Genomic DNA, 21,238 nt, shown 5'->3' with positions numbered 1-21,238 from the left:
ATCATTTTAACACAAAAGGCTGTTGCACAAAGGTCGCGCTGTGCCAAGGGTGCATCGCAGCACAGCCCGAATTGCGCCCTATTTGGCAAGTAGCTGTACCCAAGACCACTCTAACGACCAAAGCGAATGTAAATGACTGAACTGACAATCCTGATGCCTTGCCTGGACGAGGCTGAAACGCTTGAGACCTGCATCGTCAAGGCCCTTGATTATCTCAAACGATCGGGCGTCGCAGGCGAGGTACTGATCGCGGATAACGGCTCTACCGATGGCAGTCAGGACATTGCAAAGGGTCTGGGAGCGCGCGTCGTTGACGTGCCTGTCAAAGGTTATGGTGCTGCACTGGGTGCCGGCATCGCAAATGCCAAAGGCCGCTTTGTGATCATGGGTGACAGTGACGATTCTTACGACTTTTCCAACCTTGATCCCTTTATAGAACAATTGCGTGACGGGGCAGACCTTGTAATGGGCAATCGCTTTAAAGGTGGGATTGCAAAGAACGCAATGCCCCCTCTGCACCGCTATTTGGGTAACCCTGTGCTCTCAACCGTGGGGCGCGTGTTTTACCGCACCCCTGTCGGCGATTTTCATTGCGGCCTGCGCGGATTTTCCCGCGAGGCGATCCTTGGGCTGCATCTGAACACCCCTGGCATGGAATTCGCGTCGGAAATGGTCATCCGCGCCACGCTCTTCGGCCTCGACATCCGGGAGGTGCCAACAACGCTGAAACCGGACGGGCGGACGCGCGCGCCGCATCTGCGCAGCTGGCGCGATGGCTGGTTGCACCTGAAACTGCTACTGACTTTCGCGCCCTACTGGTTATTCTATTACCCCGGACTGGTACTTTTCGGGGCCGGTTTGATCAGCTTTACCGCATTGATGTTTGGACCCGTCACGATTGGTGGCATCAGCTTTGATCTGGCGACCATGATACTGGCCAGTGCGTTGATTTTGACAGGGTTTCAGATGGTCTGTTTCCACCTGCTCACCCGCATATTCGCCGTCAGGTTCAATCTGCTGCCGCTCTCGCCCAGATATGAACGGTTCCAGAGCCGCATTTCGGTTGATAATGCCTGCATTATCGGCGCGCTTTTGTTGTTGACCGCGCTGATTGCAGTTTTGGCAGGTGTCTTTAGCTGGGGCGCAACAGGGTTCGGCGATATGGTGGCCAGCGACATTGTGCGCCCAGCAGCCCTGTCGGTGGTCTGTGCCTCGCTTGGGGTGCAGGTCATCACCACCGGTTTCCTGTCTTCCATGCTACAACAACCGATCCGGCCCGACGCGCCCATTGCAGACTAAGGCCCCTTGGTCGATAGTCGACCCATGGACGACCAGCAACTGTTAACGGAACAGATCACAAGCAGGCGCGATGACTTAATCGCCCTGACCCAAGACCTGATCCGCATTCCTACGCTGAACCCGCCGGGTGATTGCTATCGCGAAATTTGCGAGTATCTGGATCGACGTTTGCAGGGGGCGGGGTTTGTGACCGAACTGATCCGCGCGCATGGCACGCCGGGCGACAGCGAAAAGTACCCCCGTTGGAATATCGTCGCGCGACGCGAAGGGGCGCGGCATGGTGATTGCGTGCATTTCAACAGCCATACCGATGTGGTTGAGGTCGGCAGCGGATGGACCAAAGACCCTTTTGGCGGAGAGCTGAATGACGGGAAAATCTATGGGCGGGGGGCCTGCGATATGAAGGGCGGGCTGGCGGCATCCATTGTCGCCTGTGAAGCTTTTATCGCGGCGCATCCTGACTATGCCGGGGCTATCGAAATCTCTGGCACCGCAGACGAAGAATCCGGCGGTTACGGTGGCGTCGCCTACCTTGCCGAGCAAGGGTACTTCGACCCCAAACGCGTCCAGCACGTAATCATCCCTGAACCGCTGAACAAAGACCGCGTCTGTCTTGGCCATCGCGGGGGCTGGTGGGCGGAAATCGAAACCTTCGGCGAAATCGCCCATGGCTCCATGCCATTCCTTGGCGATTGCGCGGTCCGGCACATGGGGGCCGTACTGACCGAATTTGAAGACAAACTCTACCCCGCCATGGCCGCCCGCACGACCGATATGCCGGTGGTGCCGGAAGGCGCGCGATCCTCGACCATGAACATCAATTCGATCCATGGCGGACAACCTGAACAGCCGGACGATTATACCGGCCTGCCTGCGCATTGCGTACCAGATAGCTGCCGGATCGTGATTGATCGCAGGTTCCTCGCTGAGGAAAACGTAGACGATGTGCGCGGTGAAGTGAAAGCGCTGCTTGAGGGGCTGAAAGCCAATCGGGACCGCTTTGATTACGACCTACGCGAAATCAATGTGGTGCTGCCTTCGATGACTGACCGCGAGGCCCCCGTGGTGCAAACTGTGGCGGCAGAAATCGAAAAGGTATTGGGAAAACCGGCAGAGTTTGTCGCCTCCCCCGGCACCTATGACCAAAAGCACATCGACCGGATCGGGAAACTCAAGAACTGCATCGCCTACGGTCCGGGTATATTGGAACTGGCGCATAAGCCGGATGAATATGTGGGGGTCGATGACATGATCGACAGCGCACAGGTGATGGCAGGGGCGTTGGGGCGGATACTGTTGAGTGAATAGACGGGTTCTGCATCAGCAAATGTCGGGTTTGAGTCCATATCTCCAAAATGCTGCATCGCAGCCAATGTCCGCTTCGCGGAGTTGCCGGAGGTTTGCTTAATGGTCTTACGTTCAGAATCGTCACGTCCCACAAGCGACGCTGAGACGATTGCACTGCTCCAGCACCGGACCCAAAGCTCACCTGAATGTCTGCGTTACTTCAAATCGACATAGCCGTGGATGCTGGCGCGGCTCTTCAGTGCGCGACAGGCGTCCGACCAGGCTTGATCCTCTTCGTCAAACGCCGAACGCAAATAAGCCCATGTCATGCGCTGGACCACAGCCAGACGATCCGGGTCCTCGTCACTGGTCTCTTTGGCGTCATAGCCGGAGACGCCCCCAAGCCCGTGCTTGCCGCCAATCAGGGTCAACATTGCATCCGCACCCGGACCTTCGCGAAAAGGGTCTTTGTACCAATCCGCGCCGCGCGTAGTGAGATGCGCGGCCAAGTCGGCGTCACCTGCGACCACCAGTGTTTTTGTGGTCATATGAGAGAAATCCGGGTTCAGCGCCGAATAGTTTTCCTTTGCATTCTCGCTGAGGCTGTCGCCACCGTTTCCCGGCGCGGCGAGAAGGACACCCACCTTGATACGCGGGTCGATCATGTTGACGTCCACCGCAGCGGGGTCTTTTGGATCGGTCAAACGTGCGCCAAGCAACATGCCGACGGTCTGCCCGCCAAGGGAATGCCCGACCGCAGCGGTTTTGCTGTGATCAAGGCGCCCGGCGATGCTCGGCACCGATGCCTCGATATCGTCAAGGTGATCCAGTATCATCGACATGTCCTGAACACGCGAGCGCCAAAACAAGGGGCCATCCGGCGCGTTAGAGGCCAATCCGGCGACCTTTGAATTCACATGGGTCGGTTGGATCACGACAAACCCATGTGCGGCATAGAAGTTCGCCAACGGGCCATAACCGTCCTTTGACGGGATATAGAGGGACGGGCCATGCCCGTGCGACAGCAGGATGATCGGCAGATCGCGACCCGCTACAGGGGCCGTGATGCGTATTTCCAGTGGCACGCCACGATCGGGGGCCTGCAAAACTACCGGGCTGATAGAAATGGTCTGGGTTGCTTCATTGATGGGGATGTGGCGGGCATCGGTGATGAGGTTGTTCATGGCTCCATTTTCCTTTTGTGTACTGTGGGTTTGCATTGGGCGAGGCTTGACGGCACTAGAGCGCCTCCGCTACCTCGGGCGTCGTGATTGCCGACTTTTCCTCGATACGGCCTTGCGGATCAGGGCTGTCGGCGACGGCTTTCGTGGCCTCAAGCCAGGCAGTGTCGTCATCATATAACGCTGTGCGCAGATAGGCTGTGCTCAGTTCCTGGACGGCGGAGACGCGCGCCGGGCTTTCGTCGGTCGTGTCGGTCACACCGTAACCGGTGATCCCGCCCAACAGATGTTCGCCACCAAACAATGTGACCAAAGCCGTGGCACCGGGGCTGAGTTTGTAGACATCCGTAAACCAATCCGGCCCGCGTGTGCTGAGCGGCGAGTCGTCCTTATCCCCTGCGACGACCAGCGCTGGCGTGGTTAATTCCGCGAAGCTGGGCGTCATAAATGAGAAATGTTCTGCTGCGAACGGTGTCAGGAACTCACCGCCTAGACCGGTTGTCGAAAGCAATACTCCGGCCTTGATCCGTGGATCCGACATGTCCTCGCTGATAGTGCCATCAGAACCGATAACACGCGCGCCAAGCAGCATCCCGACGGTCTGCCCGCCGTAGGAATGGCCAACGGCGGCGATCCGGGTCCGGTCGAGCCGCCCCTTGAGTTGTGGAACGACGTCTTCGATCTGATCCAGATCGTCGAGAATACGTTTCATATCCGCGACGCGATGCTTCCATATGTCAGGCGTTCTTGGATCAGTGGGGGCAAGGTCGAGCGTGGCAGAGTCGAGAAATGTCGGCTGGATCACCGCAAAGCCGTGTGCCGTCCAGAAATCCACCAGCGGAGCATAGTCGCGCAGGGATTTTGCAAATCCATGCGCCATCAGAATAACGGGCAAATCGTCGCCAACTGCCGGAGCTGAAACACGAAGATGGAGGTCCTGTCCCCGGTCAGGGGCGGGCAAGGCGATTGGACCGAACGTGATGATGGCGGGTGTCGTTTGAACTGATACAGACATGATCTTCTATCCTTTCCATTGAAAATTCTGGTCATAAGCGCAGCGTTGAGTTATTAAACGGAACGCTGATCCGAATTCATATACGGAACAGCGTTCCGTATGTCAATATGAAACGGACGATCGTTCCGTTTCTTGTGATTGGAGAGTCGTGTGAGCCAGGAAAAGACAGCCACAACCGAAGCAGCCAAGCCGCTGGCCACCAAGGGAAAAAAGGTGCGGGCTGATGCACAGCGCAGCACGGATACTCTTTTGGAAACCGCCAAGAAAGTATTTGCGACATCCGGTGTGGATGCTCCAGTGCGGGAGGTCGCCGAGGCCGCCGGGGTGGGAATCGGCACCGTATACCGGAACTTTCCAACACGCGCCGATCTGGTCGCCGGGGTCTTTCGTCGAGAGGTGGACGCCTGTGTGGCCGAAGCGGCAGAGCTTTCAGACGCGCATCCCCCGTGCGAAGCTTTGTCTTTGTGGCTGCATCGCTATACGCAGTTCATCGCGACCAAAAAGGGACTCGCATCAGCGCTGCATTCTGGCGATCCCGCCTTCGCGACACTGCCGGATTACTTTCGGGAAAACTTCGAACCTGCCCTCGCCGCGTTGCTGGATCGGGCCGCAAAAGCCGGAGACATCAACGACAGCACAGACCCCTACGACCTTTTGCGGGCAATCGGAAACCTTTCGGTTGCATCTGGCGAGGATAGCGCAGCCCATATTCGACGCATGGTGGATCTCCTGATAAACGGATTGCGGTTTGGTGCAGTCGATGCGGATCGCGGGATGGCGACCCCCAAAAACGCCTAATCAGCGCGGCGTTGTCCGAGGTCTTCGCTCAGCATGTCAATGAAGCGGCGGACCCGCGCGTCCAGAAGGCGTCTATGCGGATATAGGGCAACGATAGGAACCGTACCAAACGCCACATGCGGCAGAACATGTTCCAGTCGGCCTTCCGCAATGTCGTCGCCCACCATGATCCGGGTCAGCAACGCGATGCCGCGCCCGGCCAAGGCCGCATCGCGCAGGGCCTCGCCACTGTCGCATCTCAGGCGTACGCGGCCTTGGGCACGAAACGAAGTCCCGTCCTCCTCCAGCACCCAGCTTTGCCGCTCGTGCCCGCTGGCAAACATCAAAAGGTCATGACGGCTCAATTGTTCCGCGTTCAAGGGCCTATCGCGCGCCTCAAAATAGGACGGGGCGGCACAAAGCACTGTTTCACTGCGCAAAAGCGTCCGGACAACGAAACCCTGTTCGGGCGAGTTCACAGCAATTCGGACCGACAAATCAAAGCCTGTTTCAACAACGTTATCGACCCGGTCCGACAGGCTCATCTCGATTTGCGTTTCTGGCCAGTGCTCAAGATAGCGATAGACCGTCGGAAGCAGAAGGCGGCGGCCAAGACCGTCGGGTGCTGTGATCCGCAATGTTCCGCGCGGTGTTTTCGGATCGCCCGCGACACTTTCGTCAGCAGCCTCGATTGCAGCTCGGACGGCCTGTCCATGCTCATAAAGGCTGCGGCCCTCCTCCGTCAGATCAAGCGCACGCGTTGTGCGGTTCAAAAGTCGGACGCCATATCCCTCCTCAAGCCGTGCAACCGCTTTCCCCGCTGTTGAGCGTGACAACCCAAACGTTTTGCCAGCGGCGACGAAACTTCCGATTTCGACGACGGACAGAAACACAAGAATATCATTCACCTTTGATCCGATCATGGCGCTTCTATTGTAGCACATGGTTCGCTTCTGAAGTGAACCCTATTCGCCGTCTGGTGCGCCTAACTTCTTGGACGTGACAACACGTGAAAGGAGAAACACATGTCCGCTTCAATTGATCGTATGAATCCGCCCGCCCTGCCGGATGCAGGCAAGGTCGGGTATTCCCAAATCTCTATCGTGCATCCCGGACCGTTGGCTTTCGTGTCTGGTCAGGTGGCTTGGCGCGCTGACAGCGCCCCCGTACCGACATCGCTGGCCGGGCAGACTGCAATTGTTGTTGAGAACCTGCAGGGGGCTTTGGATGCACTTCAGGCAACGACCGACGATATCGTCCAGATGCGCATCTACATTACCGATCTGCGGGACGAGACGCAGGAGATCGCCATGGGTGGCATCTTACGCTTCCTCAATGGCGCACAACCGAGCCTGACCGGCATCGGTGTCGATGCGCTGGCCGGCCCCGACCTTCAGATTGAGGTCGAGATGGTCGTGCAGGTCGCCGCCTGACGGACCCCCATCAAAGGCACATACATGACATAACTCACCCAAAACCAACCCGGACCGAACCTACGGGAGTTGCGGCTGACAAGTGCTGCCGCTTCCGCAGTACCCTTCCTGCCAACCCTCGCGTTCGCACAACCTCAAATCGACCTGAAAGGAGCTCAAGAAATGTCTACCTTCCTAACAACCGACGGCACCGAAATCTTCTACAAAGACTGGGGTCCGAGAGACGCCCAACCCATCGTGTTCCACCACGGCTGGCCGTTAAGCAGCGATGACTGGGACAAACAGATGCTGTTCTTCGCCTCGAAAGGATATCGCGTCATTGCCCATGACCGCCGCGGACACGGACGCTCTGTCCAAACCGATCTGGGCCACGACATGGACACCTATGCCGCCGATGTTGCGGAACTGGTCAACACGCTGGACCTGACCAATGCAGTCCACATCGGCCATTCTACTGGTGGCGGTGAGGCGGCACGCTATGTTGCGCGCGCGGAATCGCGATGCATCAGACCTATGCGCCGTGGTCATGGAGCGACCCCAGTGAACCAGAGATCACGGCCGAGGATCGCCTCGCAGAAATCGGCCTTGATTTGGCGGAGTGGCAGCAGGTTTTCGCGGGACCATTTCACCGGGACGCAAAAGGTCCTGATGGCCAAACAGCGCATGTCACGGATGCGGTTCTGGCGCTAGAAAGGGCGGCTCCACTGTGACGGCGCAGTCTTTGGTCGGCGAACTCGGTGCCGAGCCAAATGGGGAAAGGTTGCAGGTGCTTCGTTACCGAAGCTAGAGAATAGTGAAGCGGACATTCATCTGACTTTCACGAACGGTAGTTTCGTCCCACATCTCGAAGGTTCAAGCCGCCAGCAGCGAAAGCGCAGTTTGGGTTCGGGACTGATCGGCGCCGGTGAACGACTGCCTCGGTGAAATACGCTGCATCGCAACAGAAAGCGCGCTGCAGCTGCGACCCCATGCTGCGTCAGCGAAGGTCGAAAATCCAAAGTCCTGTTTGTCCCGCCTTGCTACCCTCGGAACACTTTGCGGCTGAGGTTCGCAGTGAGCCCAGAGTCACCGATGCTGCTGGTTGCACCAATGTTGCCTAGTTCAGTCTTTGGACGGTTGTCCGATCTAGACGCGCCCCAACTTGGCCGAGAGCGTGGGAAGAAGGTCAACAAACTTCTCCTGGTCGGGCTTCAAGAGTGGGCGCTTGCCTTTTGGAAGGATCAGTGGCTTGCCGGTTCTGGACAGATAGGCATTCTCGAATGCGGACATCACACTGCCCGCAGCGGCAAAACTTGCACCGTCTGCGCGTTTGGGGTCGAACAGATCGGGGGCCTTGATGATATCTTCAAACATGGCTTGGCCGCGTAGGACCATCCAACAGCGGAAATCTTCAAACGCATCGTCTGAGCACCCGTCACACACTAAGTAGGCGAGAGCCCAGATGTCTTCACGGTGGGCCGCAGCGAGACATGATTGCAGCATCTTGCCTGCATCTCGAATTGCCTTGCCTGAGTAAGTGACAAGATGGTCTTCGATCTTCAGCGCCGTCTCGCTCTCAGATTCGCGTTGCGCGCGCGCGATGATTTCCCAAAATAATTCTTCAGACATTGGCGACTTATCAGGCGCGGGCAGCTTGGGTTTTTTCTCGCTCTGTATCTCTTCTTTCCAGAGTTCGATTTGTGCGCTGTGCAGTGTGGCAACGCCGTAGCGAGACGCCCAGCGTTCGAATGCGTGCACCGCGTCAAGGGCGATCTGCTTCTTCGACGAAAAGTCTTCAGCCATCTCTTTTTGGAACCTGTCTGGCGTAGCCTTCTTTCGCTGGGCTTCCGACAAGCCATTATACCTGTCGACCGCCTTTCGCGCCCGCAGAAATTCTCGGAACACATCGATATGGCTTGCCACATCGGCTCGCCAGATTTGCGCTGCCCGATGTTCATGTCCGGCCGCAGCCAACATATCTACGATTTCGCCGTAACTGCCCGACAATCCGGCGGTGGAAATGTTGGACATCACATCTTTTGCAACCAGATACGCGGTGTTGTTGTTGATGTGTTGCTGCGTCACCCAGATAAACAAATCCGGACTTAAGTCGAAGATATGGCCCTGCGTCAGCTCGCGCGGCGTGTCAGCATCGCCGGAGTCCCTTTTGAGCGCCAACACTTGCATGCACTGGTGATTGTCCTCGAACAAGCCAAGGTATTCAATTTGCAGAAGTTCGGTGATTTCCTTTGAAAGCATTTAACGGACCCTGTTGAACCTACTTTTTTATATATTTTATATATAGGAAAACCAGCCAAAACTATGTCCTTTGAGCCAGCGTATCTTTGCGAAGCGGTCTTTGGCGCAACCGCAGCGAAGGCACGGTTTGTCCCGCAAAGCGGACATCTTAACCAACCACGCTTGTTAAACCGCCATATTATCAATCAACCGCACACCTGCGAGCCACGCCGCTGCAAAAAGGCGTGCGTCTGGTTTGCTGTGTTCCAGCAAGGAAAGGTCATCGCCGTCGCGTAGTTCCAGATAGTCGATCTTGTTGAACCCGGCGGTCATGATCCGCGACTTGGCGTCCGGCAAGATAGCGGCCATCGATGCCCCGCCCTGCAACTTCTGCCGCATATCTTCCATCACCTCGGCCAACATTGTCGCATAAACTCGTGACCGATCCGATAGCAGCAGGTTGCGGGAAGACATCGCCAACCCGTCGTCTTCGCGGATCGTTGGACACCCAACGACCTCAACGGGCAAATCCAGATCGCGGGCCATCCGGCGCACGATCTGTAATTGTTGATAGTCCTTTTCGCCAAAGAACGCATAATCGGCAGAGGTTTGTGTGAATAGCTTAGACACCACCGTTGCCACCCCATCAAAATGCCCCGGACGGCTTTCACCGCAGAGCATATCAGTGAGGCCTGCCACCGAAACAGTGGTGGCAAAACCGTCAGGGTAAATCTGATCCGGCTCTGGCACATAGATCAGATCAACGCCGATGGATTCCAGTTTGCGTGCGTCCTCATCCTCTGTCCGCGGATAGTTCTTGAGGTCATCAGGGTCGTTAAACTGCTTGGGGTTCACAAAAATCGTGACGATCACGCGGTCACATTTCTCGCGTGCCGCACGGGCCAGTGACAGATGCCCCTGATGCAACGCACCCATCGTGGGGACCACGCCTATCGTCTCATCGGCTTTACGCCAAAGTGCTGTCTGCTGACGCAGCCCCGCCAAGCGCCGTTCAATGGGTGCGATCATGTCGACGGAGCCTCATCCGCAAAGACATGTTCTGCCGCCGGGAAAGTTCGGGCGCGCACATCAGCTGCATAGGCTGCAATCGCTGCCGCACCATCATCGCCCAGATGGGCGTAGCGCTTCACGAACTTGGCTTTGAACGCCGTGAAAAGGCCCAGCATGTCATCAACGACCAAAATCTGCCCGTCACATCCCGCACTCGCACCAATCCCAATTGTGGGGATCGGGATACGCGCGGTGATCTCATCGGCCAAGCTCTGCGGCACCTTTTCCAATACCACGGCAAAAGCCCCCGCCTGCGCCACCGCGTCAGCGTCGGCCAATGCCGCATCGCGGGCATCGCCACGGCCCTGCACCTTATAACCACCCAGCGTGTTGATCGACTGCGGCGTCAGCCCGATATGCGCCATCACCGGAATGCCACGGGCGACAAGGAACGCAATCGTCTCGGCCATATGGGCACCGCCTTCCAGCTTTACAGCCCCGGCCCCCGTTTCCGCCATCAACCGGGCGGCATTACGAAACGCCTGCTCGCGGCTTTCCTCATAAGACCCAAAGGGCATATCAATGACCATCATTGCACTCGACAGCCCCCGCGCGACGGCCTGCCCATGCAGGATCATCATCTCCATCGTCACCCCAAGGGTCGAGGGCAGCCCATGCAGCACCATCCCCACGCTGTCGCCCACAAGCACGAAGTCGCAATGCGCATCCATCATCTGCGCCATGGGGGTGGTATAGGCGGTCAGGCTGACCAGCGGCGTGCCGCCCTTGGCTGCGCGAATATCATCAGGCATCGGGGCACGTTTTTTGGCGGTGGCACTCATGGCGGGCTCCAGTCTTGGTGGCAGGGGCCTAGCAGGAGGGAGGAGGTGTTTCTAGAGAAAAGGAGGCGAGGGACGAAACGTCAAAAACACTGACACCCGTTCTCCAATTACTCAGTGGATCGACCGACCTACGCGCATCTTCCTTATCCAGGTTTCATCTGAGCCGTTTGGAAGAGTAATTCGAGCCGCTCAAGAAATTCGTCTATCTGGTTTAAGGCTTCCGGTGCGTCGTTACACACACGGCCAGACCCATCTTCAGTGCAGTGAAATTCAGCAGTCTCAGCTATCCAAAGTCCACTCACGCTAAAACGTGCTTTGCGATTATCGCCGTCTTCCGCAAAGGTTACGGTCGAAAAGCTACATCTTCTATAGCAACCGCCTGCAATGAACCGGTCATTAAAAAGTCTGCGTTTCGAAATAAAAAAATATCGAGGCGGTATGTTGTCTGCGCTTGCGGGTTGAAAATCAATCAACCAAAAATCGTCGTTAAGAGAGTCAAGCTCATCTAGAAAAATCTCATCAAAAGTAGGTGGAGGGGAGCCATACGGTTCATCAATTCGCATCATGCGCCTAATTGAAGTGATTGAACCATCCCCAGCGTCCCAACTAACAAGTTTTACGGTTGCAGATACAATCTTATCTCTAGGCTCAAACTTCCCAATAGCTGGGAAGTCTTCACCCAGATCAAAGAAAGACATCAGATAGTAGCAGCACCATGGCAATCGCATCGTGTCTGAGTAATCAAATGACCGTATTAGTTCGCCGCTTACGTCACGGTCAACAAACCGCTGGGGGCGAATACTGTACACTGCTGGCGGCTTCTCAGTGAGTATGGAGTAGTGCGAAAAATAGTAGATTTCCGGACCAATGACCTGCGTCGCGTAGCCTTCAGGGAACTGGCTACAGTCTTCAATCGTACAAAGTTCTTCCCAGTTTTGAACACCGTCTAGGCGGTCTGAGACATCATTCCATTGGCCCTGTGACAGGGCTGGCATGACCATCGTCATAATCCAGACGCAAGCTATCAACAGAAGCCGAACTATCGAAAGCAACAGTACATATCCTCTCAATTCATCTTGTCTTGGGTCTCTCTTTTTTACACGCTGACATGCAACTGGCGTAGCGGCAATCCCCCTCAGATTGCATCGCTGCGCGAGAGACCTATTTTATCTATGACACTCCAGCTATTGATTTGAGCCCGCATTCCGTCAACACTTCCCCCAGCAGTAGGGGGACATCATGCATCATATCAAGAAACTCGCCGCATCCACTGCTGTCGTTCTTTGCGCATCTGGCGCATTGGCCCAAGACAGCATCACCGTGGCAATCCAATTGGAACCCCCGAACCTTGATCCCACCGGCGGTGCGGCACAGGCGATTGATAGCGTGCTTTATGCCAATGTCTTCGAAGGCCTCACCCGCTTCGACGCCGATGGCGCGATTATCCGTGGACTGGCGCAAAGCTGGGATATTTCGGACGACGGGCTGGTTTACACCTTCAACCTCGCTTCTGGCGTCACCTTCCATGACGGGACCACCATGGATGCCGAGGACGTCAAATTTAGCCTTGATCGGGCGCGGGCCGAAGATAGCACCAACGCACAAAAGGCGCTGTTTGACGGGATCGCAGACGTCACCGTGGTTGACCCGCTGACCGTGCAGATCACGCTGAACCAACCCAACGGCAGCTTTCTGTTCAACATGGCCTGGGGCGATGCGGTCATCGTAGCACCCGAAAGTATCGACACCATCGCCTCCAACCCCATCGGCACCGGCCCTTTCACCTTCACCGACTGGGTGCAGGGCGACCGGTTGGAGCTGACCCGCAATCCTGACTACTGGGGGCCAGCGCCTGCATTAGAGAGTGCCACCTTCCGCTTTATCGCAGACCCGACCGCCGCCTTCGCTGCTGTGATGGCCGAGGATGTAGACGCCTTTATCGGCTTCCCCGCCCCCGAAAACCTGCCTCAGTTTGAGGCAGACCCCCGCTTTCAGGTCCTTGTGGGCAACACAGAGGGCGAAACGATCCTGTCGACCAACAACATGATGCCCCCTTTTGACGATATACGCGTGCGCAAGGCTGTGGCGCATGCCATTGACCGCCAAGCGATCATCGACGGGGCAATGTTCGGGCTAGGCACCCCGATTGGCACGCACTTCGCGCCCCACAACCCCGACTACGTCGATTTGCTGGGCAATTCACAGCACGATCCCGATCTGGCCCGCGAATTGCTGGCTGAGGCAGGCTTTTCAGACGGCTTTACAACCACGCTGAAACTTCCACCCCCTTCCTATGCCCGACGCGGGGGTGAGATTATCGCCAGCCAGTTACGCGCTGTGGGGATTGAGACTGAAATCACCAACCTCGAATGGGCGCAGTGGATTGAAGAGGTCTTCACCAACAAGGACTTTGGGCTGTCCATCGTCAGCCACACAGAACCGATGGATATCGGCATCTACGCCAACCCCGACTACTACTTTCAATACGACAACCCCGACTTTCAGGATCTGATGGAGACCCTAAATGCGACAACAGACCCTGCCATGCGCAGCAACTTGCTCGCGCAGGCGCAAGCCATCATTTCTGAGGATTATGTCAATGGATACCTCTTTGAACTGGCAATTGCGACAGTGGCCAAGGCCGAGATTACAGGGCTTTGGGTCAATCAGCCGACAGCCGCCGTTGATCTGACTGGCGTCAGCTGGAGCAACTAGGGGAATGCCCCCGTTATATTGGGGGTAGCCCGTTATGCTGCGCGCGCTTTGACACCGTTGATATCAACCAAGGCCTTGGCGGCCTGCGCCGCCTCTGCACCCTTTTGCACAAAATGTTTCCGGAAGATCGTCATATGGTGATCGGTTTCCTGAAACTGATGCGGCGTCAGGCTGACCGACAGCACCGGTACCTGGGTATCCAGCCCGACGCGCATCAATCCATCAACGACAGCACTGGCCACAAAATCATGCCGGTAAATTCCGCCATCAACGACCAAGGCGGCACAAGCAATTGCATCGAACTTGCCCGTCAACGCCAGCTTTTGCGCCAGCATTGGCATCTCGAACGCGCCGGGGACGTCGTAGACAGTCACTTGGTCGGCAGATATTTCACTCAAAAATCCATCAAGCGCGCGATCCACAATATCGGCATGCCAACCCGCTTTGATGAATGCAAACTGGGGAAGTGTCATACTGTGATCTCCTTTTGGTTTCGACACGTCACCCAAGGCATCACACGGCACGCAGCGCACCCTACAGGCACACAACGCTCCGCATTCTCTTTCATCCGGACTATGACCGTCGGCTCAGGCGTCTCACCTGATCTGCTGACCCTTTCGCATGAAAGGCGCTCGCGGGCTCGTGCGTTAAACACATACCGCCGGTGGGGAATTCCGCCCCGCCCTGAGAATGCGTTTGTTCTGACACCTCGCAGGCGACACGGCAAGAGGGTGACTGCATGATTATAAGGTTAGAAACTGACGCAGATCATCAAGCAATCTATGCGCTGACACGCGATGCATTCGCGCCGATGTCCTTTAGCGACGGCAGCGAACCGGATATCGTCAATCAACTGCGCGAGGACGGTGACCTAACGCTGTCTTTGGTAGCCGACCAGGACGGGATCATCGGCCATGTCGCTTTCTCTCCGGCCAAAATCAGTAACGCCGAAGGCGCGTGGTACGGGCTTGGTCCCATCTCGGTGCGTGCCGATAGGCAAAGGCAAGGGTTAGGGTCCAAGTTGGCACATACTGGCCTTGATATGTTGCGCAAGCTGGGTGCGGCTGGATGTGTTCTGACCGGGAACCCTGATGTTTATCGCCCGATGGGGTTCTCGAACGACCACGCGTTGACCTACAGCGGCCTGAACCCCAAATACATTTTGTTCATTTCCTTCGATGGCACAGTTCCCAAAGGCGAGATCAACTTCGCCGAAGCCTTGGAAGAAGATCACCCATGACCCGCTATGCGCTGGGCCGCCTCACCTCTCTGATCATCAGCCTGATCGTCGCCTCCGTCGTGATTTTTGGCGTGATCGAGGTGATCCCCGGCGATCCGGCAGCCTTTATGCTGGGCGTCAACGCGCGGCCCGATACGATTGCAGCGCTCCGTGCCGAAATGGGTCTCGATCAGCCGTTGGTCACCCGGTATCTGGACTGGATCACAGGATTGTTGCGTGGCGATTTTGGCCAATCATGGACCTATAAAACCCCTGTATCTGAACTGATCAACGATCGTATCTGGGTTTCACTCCCCTTAGCCATCTACGCGCTCATCCTCTCAACCCTCATCGCCTTCCCCGCAGGCATCTATGCCGCCAGCCGCCGTGGCGGCGCAGGTGACATCACTATTATGGGGGCCACGCAACTGGGCGTTGCGATTCCGAATTTCTGGTTCGCGATGATTCTCGTGCTGATCTTCGCGATCAACCTGCGCTGGTTCTCGGCAGGTGGGTTTCCTGGGTGGGACAACCCATTCCAAGCCATCAAATCCCTGACCCTACCCGCCATCGCACTCGCCCTGCCGCAGGCAGCGATCCTCGCCCGCGTCATGCGTTCGTCTCTGCTCGATATGCTGGGGGAAGACTTCATCCGCACCGCCCGCGCGAAGGGCCTGTCGCGCCGCCAAGCGCTATGGAAACACGCGGTGCGCAACGCGCTGATCCCGGTACTGACCATCATCGGCCTACAATTCTCCTTCCTGCTCGCGGGCGGGATCATCATCGAACAGGTGTTTTTCCTGCCCGGCTTAGGCCGCCTCATCTTCCAATCCATCAGCGCGCGGGACCTGATTGTCGTGGAAAGCGTGGTCATGCTGCTGGTCTTTACCGTGATCATGGTGAACTTCCTCGTCGATCTGGCCTATGCCGCTGTCGATCCACGGCTGAGGACAAAGGCATGAGCCGTAATCTGATCATCGGCACTGCGCTGACGCTGGTGTTCATCGCGCTGGCAGCGGTATCTTTCGTCTGGACCCCTGCTGATATCGAAACCCTCGACATCCCCAACAAGCTGCAAGCCCCCAACGCCACAAACCTGCTAGGCACCGATCACTTCGGCCGCGATATCCTGTCGATGATCATGATGGGCGCGCGCACCTCCATCGCCGTTGCTTTGGTCGCCGTCGGCATCGGCATGGCGCTCGGCATCCCGTTGGGATTAATCGCGGCGGCACGTCACGGATCGCTACTGGATGAGCTGATTATGCGCGGCAACGACCTTGTCTTCGCCTTCCCTTCGCTGGTCATCGCCATCCTGATAACGGCGGTCTTTGGCGCCTCTGCCATTAACGCCATTATCGCCATCGGCATCTTCAACATCCCCGTTTTCGCCCGGCTGACACGCGGTGCGGCACTGCCCCTGTGGGAGCGTGATTTCATCCTTGCCGCCCGCGTCTGCGGTAAATCGGCGACACGCATATCCATCGAACACATCCTGCCCAACATCACCAACCTGATGATTGTTCAAGGCACGATCCAGTTTTCGCTTGGAATCCTTGCTGAGGCGGCCTTGTCCTACATCGGCCTTGGCGCCCAACCTCCAACCGCCAGTTGGGGACGTATGTTGGCGGATGCACAAACGCTGGTCAGCATCGCGCCACACACAGCACTTATACCCGGCTTCGCGATCTTACTGATGGTCCTTGGTCTGAACCTGATGGGCGATGGGTTGCGCGATTGGCTCGACCCGCGCATCCGGGTGGCACGGACATGAGCCTGCTTGCGATCAAAGATCTGTCACTGACCATCGGTGAGACGGAAATCCTGCACACCATCGACCTGTCGATGCAGAAAGGTGAGATCGTCGCGATCACCGGTGAAAGCGGCTCGGGTAAATCAATAACCGCGCTTGCTGTCATGGGGCTTTTGCCACGCGGATCAGCACCAAGAGGCGAGGTTCTTTTGGACGGAACCGACATTCTGCAAACCACCGAACCAGACCTTTGCAAAATGCGAGGCAACACGATGGGTATGGTCTTTCAGGAACCCATGACCGCCCTTAACCCGGTGCAAACTATCGGAGATCAGGTCGCTGAAACCATTCTGATCCACGAAAAGACCACCAAAACGGCAGCCCGCAAGCGCGCCGCTGCCATGCTGCAACGGGTTGGTCTCAAAGTCGCGCCAACACGCTATCCCCACGAACTCTCTGGCGGTCAACGCCAGCGCGTGGTGATCGCCATGGCCATTGCCCTGCGGCCCAAGCTGTTGATCGCTGATGAACCGACAACCGCACTCGACGTCACGACACAATCGCGCATTCTCGATCTGCTGCGTGACCTTGTGCGCGAATTTCACATGGGGCTGCTTCTGATTACCCACGACCTGGCCGTTGTTGCAGATATCGCGGACAAAATCGTCGTCATGCAAAAGGGCCGGGTGGTAGAGACCGGCCAAACGCAAGCTCTGTTAGCCAATATGGAGCACCCATACACCAAGGCCCTTTTCGAGGCGTCAACACACGCAGTTTGCCTGCCTGAAGCAACGCAGTCTGCCCCTATGCTGAACGTGAAAAACGTACACCGCGACTATCCGATGGCACGCCAAACGCTTCTTGGCCCCCGCCCGTCGTTCCGCGCGCTGCACGATATCAGCTTTCAGATCAATCAGGGCGAACGGGTCGGGCTGGTTGGCGAAAGCGGTTGCGGGAAATCGACCCTAACGCGGGCAATTTTGGGGCTGGAGGATGTGCAAGGCGGCCAAATCACGCTGGATGGCGAACCCGTTTTCACGGGCAAGCATCCCAACCTTGCGGTGCGGCGCAAAATGCAGGTCGTCTTCCAAGACCCCTATAGCAGCTTTAACCCCCGCCACCGCGTTGACCGGTTGATCACGGAACCATTCCATCTGCTTGAAACCCCGCCAACCGGCCAAGCACGCAGGGATGCGATGACCAAGGCGCTAGAGGATGTTGGCCTTTCATCCGATGATGCAGGCAAATACATTCACGAATTTTCTGGGGGCCAGCGCCAGCGTATTGCCATCGCGCGCGCCCTGATCATTGCGCCTGAACTGATCATCTTTGACGAGGCCGTGTCGGCCCTTGATGTGTCCGTCCGCGCCCAAGTGCTTGATCTGATCGCGGATCTCTGTCGCAAACGGCCCTTGGCCTATCTCTTTATCAGTCATGACCTGTCAGTGGTGCGCACGGTCACGGACCGTGTGATTGTCATGCAGGCCGGAAAAATCGTCGAACAAGGTGAAACAGAGACTGTTTTTGCCAATCCTCAGCACCCTTACACCCAATCCCTCATCGCGGCTGCACCCCAGTTGCCCACCTTGGGCATGGTGGTCTGATCGAAGGGTTGCTACGTTTCTGACAACAAGGAGGGGTGTCATGCGACTGCAAAACAAAACAGCCATCGTGACCGGAGCCGGGTCGGGCTTTGGCGCAGGTATTGCACGTAAATTTGCGGCCGAGGGGGCGCATGTTTTTGTTGTGGATATCAATCTGGACGGCGCGCAGGAGATTGCGGATGAGGTCGCCGGGACCGCGGTGGCGTGTGACGTGTCCAACGGGAAATCAGTGTCTAACCTTGCCAAAACCGTCCTTTCTGAAGGTCCGCTTGACATCCTTGTGAATAATGCAGGCGTCACGCATCTCCCCAACCAACTAGAGGATGTGACAGAAGAAGACTTTGACCGCGTCTATAACGTGAATATGAAGTCTGTTTTCCTCATGGCGCAGGCCTTTATCCCTCACTTCAAAAAACGCAGCACCGGGGTTGTTTTGAACGTCGCCTCCACGGCCGGTGTTTCGCCCCGGCCCCGTTTGAATTGGTACAATGCCTCTAAGGGTTGGATGATAACCGCAACCAAGACGATGGCAGTGGAATTGGCACCGAACGGCATCCGCGTGAATGCGATCAACCCCGTCGCGGGTGACACGCCCTTGCTGCAGTCTTTCATGGGCGAGGATACGCCAGAGATGCGGGCCAAGTTCCTGTCAACAATCCCACTGGGGCGCTTTTCTACGCCAGAGGATATGGGCAACGCCGCCTGTTTCCTCTGCTCGGACGAGGCCAGCATGATCACCGGTGTGGCAATGGAGGTGGATGGTGGCCGCTGCATCTAAAGGACCGCGTAATCTGATCACCGATGTGGCTGGTTTGCGGGTTGGCAATGCGCAGGATGAGCATATCAAGACGGGCACGACGGTGCTGGTGGGTGACAGGCCCTTTACAGCCAGCGTGCATGTCATGGGTGGTGCGCCGGGCACAAAGGAATCCGATCTTCTTGCGCCAGACAAGACCGTCCAACAGGTAGATGCTCTGGTCCTGTCAGGCGGCTCTGCTTTTGGGCTTGATGCTTGTTCTGGTGTCATGGACGGGCTGCGCGCGATGGGGCGGGGGTTTCCGGTGGGGGCGATGAATATCCCCATTGTGCCGGGTGCGATCATCTTTGATCTGATCAATGGCGGTGCCAAGGATTGGGATGAAAACCCCTACCGTGCGCTGGGGCGAAACGCGCTGCAAAGCGCGTCTGAGCAGTTTGCAACCGGCTCAGCGGGTGCGGGAATGGGTGCAATGACCGCGATGCAAAAGGGCGGTTTGGGGTCAGCCTCGATGGTTCTGCCGGATGGGACCACGATAGGCGCGCTTGTTGTCGTGAACGCACTTGGCAGCGTGACAACACCAGGGGACCGGCATTTCTGGGCTGCACCGTTTGAGATGGATGCAGAGTTTGGCGACATCGGCCCAGACACAAGCAGCTGTAACGTTAGCCCAGAGCCAAGCCGCAAAGAAAAGGCCATGATGCTGCACGCAACCGAAGGGGCCAACACAACGATCGCCATTGTTGCCACAGATGCACCGCTGACCAAAACGCAATGCCACCGGCTTGCTGTGACAGCGCATGATGGAATGGCGCGGGCGATTGTACCTTCACATACGCCCCTGGATGGTGATTTGGTATTTGCTGTGGCGACAGGTGAAGGGGCGACCGTCGATCAGACGCGGTTCCGCGACATTGCGGCTGCCGGTGCGGTCTGCCTTAGCCGCGCCATCGGACGCGGGGTTTACGACGCAACGCCAGCACCCGGTGATCTTTTGCCAACCTACAAAGATATGAATGGCCTGGGCTAGCTTCGCCGCGCACGCAGGCCCATAGCCCAAACTTTGCGTCGTGCAATAGCGGTGAGCAAAGCGGCGGCAACTGCTAGCGACAGCAGCGCCTTTGTCACAGGCTCCATCGCGCCGATGATCTGTACGGCATGCACAATGGTGCCAACCACCGCCAGCGTCACAAGCGCCGTATGACCCCAACGCCACAGCCGCAAAGGCAGGCGCGGGCGCAACAAGGCCAGCATAGCCGCGCCAAAGACTGCCCACATCGCCAAGGCGCCCCAGATCGCAAAGGGCGTTGGTGACCGGAACAATAGCACATCAATCACATCAGGTGGGCTGGTCACCCAAAGACCTGCGACATGCAGGACAACCGCAAAGACAAGGGCAGCGCCGCCATAGCGATGCACCTTTCGGCTGGTTTGCAAGGGCACCCCCGGCATCACGCCAATTGCCAAAAGCGGCTGTACCAGCATCAAGCACATACCAAGGATACCCGCAAACCCTGCAACGATGTAAATCGGCTCACGCCATTGCAGCAGAGGGCTGGCCGCCGCCGCAAGAATAGGCACGAGGACCGCAGAGACGAGAGCACCCCAAATTAGGACGGTGCGCAGGCGGCTACGCAGGTTCAAGCACAAATTCGACGTTCAGGGTGGTGTCACTCGGGCTGGCCAACAGCGGACGCAGGAACACGGTCTTAAATTCTGGGCTGTCATACGCCAAATGCCCATGCGCCTGCCCAAACGCAGGCACGATCTGTGGCATATCCATCCGGAATACCCCATTCGCATCCGTCAACGTGGCTCCGTGGCTATGCGCATCGCGCTCATGCCCTTCGGTCGTATGCGCCCACATCTGAATGCGCTGACCTTCCAATGGCGCGCCGTCACCGGCACGGCGTACCGTACCCGTCATCCAAAAGCCGCCGCCGCCGATACGCTCTACAATCGGGGCATCGGGGCGATAGTTATTCGACCCACCGCGCATGGTTGGTGTCGCCGCCAATCCGGCAGCCTGCGCCGGGCGTAACAGCCCCGAGGCCGGTGTCAAAACAGCGGCACCACCCAAGGCAAGTGCCGCGCGTCTGGTCATCGGTGAAGTCTTCATGTGAAATCT

The 21,238-nt window shown here is 57.2% G+C and carries 22 protein-coding genes and 1 riboswitch; of the genes, 12 read left to right on the top strand and 10 right to left on the bottom strand.

The window, feature by feature from the left end; all coding sequences use genetic code 11:
• Positions 1 to 132 precede the first annotated feature (132 nt).
• Both BC777_RS11815 and BC777_RS11810 read left to right on the top strand, forming a co-directional pair.
• Positions 133 to 1,299 carry a glycosyltransferase family 2 protein gene (locus BC777_RS11815; protein ID WP_100368385.1) on the top strand — a complete coding sequence of 389 codons (1,167 nt, stop codon included), beginning with the start codon at positions 133 to 135 and terminating at the stop codon, positions 1,297 to 1,299.
• A gap of 24 nt (positions 1,300 to 1,323) precedes the next feature.
• Positions 1,324 to 2,607: an acetylornithine deacetylase/succinyl-diaminopimelate desuccinylase family protein gene (locus tag BC777_RS11810; protein WP_100368384.1), complete on the top strand. Its 1,284-nt coding sequence runs from the start codon at positions 1,324 to 1,326 to the stop codon at positions 2,605 to 2,607.
• A 194-nt stretch (positions 2,608 to 2,801) separates the two neighbouring features.
• Here BC777_RS11810 and BC777_RS11805 read toward each other — a convergent pair whose 3' ends face one another.
• Together BC777_RS11805 and BC777_RS11800 are read right to left on the bottom strand one after the other, a co-directional pair.
• A complete protein-coding gene (locus tag BC777_RS11805) occupies positions 2,802 to 3,770 on the bottom strand; it encodes an alpha/beta hydrolase family protein (RefSeq protein ID WP_100368383.1) in 969 nt (322 codons plus the stop codon).
• A 55-nt stretch (positions 3,771 to 3,825) separates the two neighbouring features.
• Positions 3,826 to 4,782, bottom strand: a complete 957-nt coding sequence (locus BC777_RS11800) for an alpha/beta hydrolase family protein (RefSeq protein WP_100368382.1) — start codon at positions 4,780 to 4,782, stop codon at positions 3,826 to 3,828.
• Positions 4,783 to 4,932: 150 nt separating this feature from the next.
• On the opposite strand from BC777_RS11800, the gene BC777_RS11795 reads away from it, so the two are divergent.
• Positions 4,933 to 5,580: a TetR/AcrR family transcriptional regulator gene (locus tag BC777_RS11795; protein WP_211095374.1), complete on the top strand. Its 648-nt coding sequence runs from the start codon at positions 4,933 to 4,935 to the stop codon at positions 5,578 to 5,580.
• On the opposite strand, the gene BC777_RS11790 is transcribed toward BC777_RS11795, so the two are convergent.
• Positions 5,577 to 6,482 carry a LysR family transcriptional regulator gene (locus BC777_RS11790; RefSeq protein ID WP_100368381.1) on the bottom strand — a complete coding sequence of 302 codons (906 nt, stop codon included), beginning with the start codon at positions 6,480 to 6,482 and terminating at the stop codon, positions 5,577 to 5,579. The two genes, BC777_RS11795 and BC777_RS11790, sit on opposite strands and share 4 nt — an antisense overlap.
• Positions 6,483 to 6,584: 102 nt before the next feature.
• Here BC777_RS11790 and BC777_RS11785 point away from each other — a divergent pair, with 102 nt between their 5' ends.
• Positions 6,585 to 6,992: a RidA family protein gene (locus BC777_RS11785; protein ID WP_100368380.1), complete on the top strand. Its 408-nt coding sequence runs from the start codon at positions 6,585 to 6,587 to the stop codon at positions 6,990 to 6,992.
• Positions 6,993 to 7,154: 162 nt separating this feature from the next.
• On the top strand, positions 7,155 to 7,682 hold the full coding sequence (locus BC777_RS19550; protein ID WP_245834325.1) for an alpha/beta fold hydrolase: 528 nt from the start codon (positions 7,155 to 7,157) through the stop codon (positions 7,680 to 7,682).
• A 435-nt stretch (positions 7,683 to 8,117) separates the two neighbouring features.
• Here BC777_RS19550 and BC777_RS11775 read toward each other — a convergent pair whose 3' ends face one another.
• From BC777_RS11775 to BC777_RS11760, 4 genes are all read right to left on the bottom strand, one after another.
• Positions 8,118 to 9,230, bottom strand: coding sequence for a DUF4240 domain-containing protein (locus BC777_RS11775; RefSeq protein ID WP_100368379.1), 1,113 nt, complete (start codon positions 9,228 to 9,230; stop codon positions 8,118 to 8,120).
• Positions 9,231 to 9,395: 165 nt separating this feature from the next.
• Entirely contained in the window at positions 9,396 to 10,238 is an 843-nt protein-coding gene (gene panC / locus BC777_RS11770) for a pantoate--beta-alanine ligase (protein ID WP_100368378.1), read from the bottom strand.
• Positions 10,235 to 11,062, bottom strand: coding sequence for a 3-methyl-2-oxobutanoate hydroxymethyltransferase (panB, locus tag BC777_RS11765; RefSeq protein WP_100368377.1), 828 nt, complete (start codon positions 11,060 to 11,062; stop codon positions 10,235 to 10,237). Before panB ends, panC begins: the two co-directional genes overlap by 4 nt.
• 143 nt (positions 11,063 to 11,205) lie before the next feature.
• Positions 11,206 to 12,063: a hypothetical protein gene (locus BC777_RS11760; RefSeq protein ID WP_168769151.1), complete on the bottom strand. Its 858-nt coding sequence runs from the start codon at positions 12,061 to 12,063 to the stop codon at positions 11,206 to 11,208.
• Between the two features lie 238 nt (positions 12,064 to 12,301).
• Here BC777_RS11760 and BC777_RS11755 point away from each other — a divergent pair, with 238 nt between their 5' ends.
• Positions 12,302 to 13,777: an ABC transporter substrate-binding protein gene (locus BC777_RS11755; RefSeq protein WP_100368375.1), complete on the top strand. Its 1,476-nt coding sequence runs from the start codon at positions 12,302 to 12,304 to the stop codon at positions 13,775 to 13,777.
• A gap of 32 nt (positions 13,778 to 13,809) precedes the next feature.
• On the opposite strand, the gene BC777_RS11750 is transcribed toward BC777_RS11755, so the two are convergent.
• A complete protein-coding gene (locus tag BC777_RS11750; RefSeq protein WP_100368374.1) occupies positions 13,810 to 14,250 on the bottom strand; it encodes a 6,7-dimethyl-8-ribityllumazine synthase in 441 nt (146 codons plus the stop codon).
• 79 nt (positions 14,251 to 14,329) lie between these two features.
• A riboswitch (FMN riboswitch) is annotated at positions 14,330 to 14,473 on the bottom strand.
• Positions 14,474 to 14,516: 43 nt separating this feature from the next.
• On the opposite strand from BC777_RS11750, the gene BC777_RS11745 reads away from it, so the two are divergent.
• Genes BC777_RS11745 through BC777_RS11720 form a run of 6 tightly spaced genes read left to right on the top strand, consistent with a single transcriptional unit; the run spans position 14,517 to position 20,140 of the window.
• A complete protein-coding gene (locus tag BC777_RS11745) occupies positions 14,517 to 15,017 on the top strand; it encodes a GNAT family N-acetyltransferase (RefSeq protein ID WP_100368373.1) in 501 nt (166 codons plus the stop codon).
• Positions 15,014 to 15,958: an ABC transporter permease gene (locus BC777_RS11740; RefSeq protein ID WP_100368372.1), complete on the top strand. Its 945-nt coding sequence runs from the start codon at positions 15,014 to 15,016 to the stop codon at positions 15,956 to 15,958. The genes BC777_RS11745 and BC777_RS11740 overlap by 4 nt, the downstream gene beginning before the upstream one ends.
• Positions 15,955 to 16,770: an ABC transporter permease gene (locus BC777_RS11735; RefSeq protein ID WP_100368371.1), complete on the top strand. Its 816-nt coding sequence runs from the start codon at positions 15,955 to 15,957 to the stop codon at positions 16,768 to 16,770. The genes BC777_RS11740 and BC777_RS11735 overlap by 4 nt, the downstream gene beginning before the upstream one ends.
• Entirely contained in the window at positions 16,767 to 18,353 is a 1,587-nt protein-coding gene (locus BC777_RS11730; RefSeq protein ID WP_100368370.1) for an ABC transporter ATP-binding protein, read from the top strand. Before BC777_RS11735 ends, BC777_RS11730 begins: the two co-directional genes overlap by 4 nt.
• A gap of 40 nt (positions 18,354 to 18,393) precedes the next feature.
• Complete coding sequence (locus BC777_RS11725; protein ID WP_100368369.1) at positions 18,394 to 19,131, top strand: SDR family oxidoreductase; 738 nt, start codon at positions 18,394 to 18,396, stop codon at positions 19,129 to 19,131.
• Entirely contained in the window at positions 19,112 to 20,140 is a 1,029-nt protein-coding gene (locus tag BC777_RS11720) for a P1 family peptidase (RefSeq protein ID WP_100368368.1), read from the top strand. The genes BC777_RS11725 and BC777_RS11720 overlap by 20 nt, the downstream gene beginning before the upstream one ends.
• Here the strand turns inward: BC777_RS11720 and BC777_RS11715 are convergent.
• Entirely contained in the window at positions 20,137 to 20,754 is a 618-nt protein-coding gene (locus tag BC777_RS11715; protein ID WP_311135474.1) for a ferric reductase-like transmembrane domain-containing protein, read from the bottom strand. The two genes, BC777_RS11720 and BC777_RS11715, sit on opposite strands and share 4 nt — an antisense overlap.
• Positions 20,741 to 21,229: a peptidase associated/transthyretin-like domain-containing protein gene (locus BC777_RS11710; RefSeq protein ID WP_100368366.1), complete on the bottom strand. Its 489-nt coding sequence runs from the start codon at positions 21,227 to 21,229 to the stop codon at positions 20,741 to 20,743. Before BC777_RS11710 ends, BC777_RS11715 begins: the two co-directional genes overlap by 14 nt.
• Between the last annotated feature and the right edge of the window lie 9 nt (positions 21,230 to 21,238).

Source organism: Yoonia maricola (assembly GCF_002797915.1).
In the GTDB taxonomy this organism is placed as follows: Bacteria; Pseudomonadota; Alphaproteobacteria; order Rhodobacterales; family Rhodobacteraceae; genus Yoonia; species Yoonia maricola.
Note: the sequence above shows the minus strand (reverse complement) of the source record. Positions and strands in the feature narration are given on the sequence as shown.